We start from the raw sequence: 1690 nt of genomic DNA, 5'->3' as shown, positions 1-1690 counted from the left end.
TTGCTAATGACGGTACCTGAAGAATAAGCACCGGCTAACTACGTGCCAGCAGCCGCGGTAATACGTAGGGTGCAAGCGTTAATCGGAATTACTGGGCGTAAAGCGTGCGCAGGCGGTTTTGTAAGTCTGTCGTGAAAGCCCCGGGCTCAACCTGGGAATTGCGATGGAGACTGCAAGGCTTGAATCTGGCAGAGGGGGGTAGAATTCCACGTGTAGCAGTGAAATGCGTAGAGATGTGGAGGAACACCGATGGCGAAGGCAGCCCCCTGGGTCAAGATTGACGCTCATGCACGAAAGCGTGGGGAGCAAACAGGATTAGATACCCTGGTAGTCCACGCCCTAAACGATGTCTACTAGTTGTCGGGTTTTAATTAACTTGGTAACGCAGCTAACGCGTGAAGTAGACCGCCTGGGGAGTACGGTCGCAAGATTAAAACTCAAAGGAATTGACGGGGACCCGCACAAGCGGTGGATGATGTGGATTAATTCGATGCAACGCGAAAAACCTTACCTACCCTTGACATGTCAGGAATCCTCGAGAGATCGGGGAGTGCCCGAAAGGGAACCTGAACACAGGTGCTGCATGGCTGTCGTCAGCTCGTGTCGTGAGATGTTGGGTTAAGTCCCGCAACGAGCGCAACCCTTGTCATTAGTTGCTACGCAAGAGCACTCTAATGAGACTGCCGGTGACAAACCGGAGGAAGGTGGGGATGACGTCAAGTCCTCATGGCCCTTATGGGTAGGGCTTCACACGTCATACAATGGTACATACAGAGGGCCGCCAACCCGCGAGGGGGAGCTAATCCCAGAAAGTGTATCGTAGTCCGGATCGTAGTCTGCAACTCGACTACGTGAAGTTGGAATCGCTAGTAATCGCGGATCAGCATGCCGCGGTGAATACGTTCCCGGGTCTTGTACACACCGCCCGTCACACCATGGGAGCGGGTTTTACCAGAAGTAGGTAGCTTAACCGCAAGGAGGGCGCTTACCACGGTAGGATTCGTGACTGGGGTGAAGTCGTAACAAGGTAGCCGTATCGGAAGGTGCGGCTGGATCACCTCCTTTCTAGAGTAGCACCGGTCCTAGAGGCCAGTCACCAAACGCTCACACTTATCGACTGTTGAAAAGACTGTGCTTATGTAAGGCCTGGTGCCTTAGGTAAGTGTAGTTTTGTTCTTTAACAATCTGGAAGAAGTAAAGTTTTTTTAAGCGTGAGGTTAAGTCAGCAATGATTTGATCGCACACTTAGGGTAGTAGTAAAGGTATCAACAAACTTGCAACAAGCTGTACTCTTATTTCTATGACCGCTCTCTGGTGTCAACCAGAGGCTAACGTTATAGGGACAAGCGAATAAGTGCACATGGTGGATGCCTTGGCGATTACAGGCGATGAAGGACGTAGTAGCTTGCGATAAGCTGCGGGGAGTGAGCAAACACACTTTGATCCGCAGATTTCCGAATGGGGAAACCCGGCCTTTTAGGTCATTGCATGCTGAATACATAGGCATGCAAAGCGAACGCGGCGAACTGAAACATCTAAGTAGCTGCAGGAAAAGAAATCAACCGAGATTCCCAAAGTAGTGGCGAGCGAAATGGGATGAGCCTGTACGTGATAGTCGATTGAATAGTGGAAGCTTCTGGAAATAAGCGCCATAGCGGGTGATAGCCCCGTACACGAAATTCAGACGGTG

2 rRNA genes are annotated in these 1690 nt (G+C 51.0%); both read left to right on the top strand.

The features are described 5' to 3' along the window. Positions 1-1065, top strand: a 16S ribosomal RNA gene (locus ACWCIA_RS22845); the annotation flags it as partial. 275 nt (positions 1066-1340) lie between these two features. Continuing rightward, positions 1341-1690: ribosomal RNA gene (locus ACWCIA_RS22840) — 23S ribosomal RNA — on the top strand; the annotation flags it as partial.

The organism is Massilia sp. SYSU DXS3249, assembly GCF_053668055.1.
This window is presented reverse-complemented; position numbering and strand designations above follow the sequence as displayed.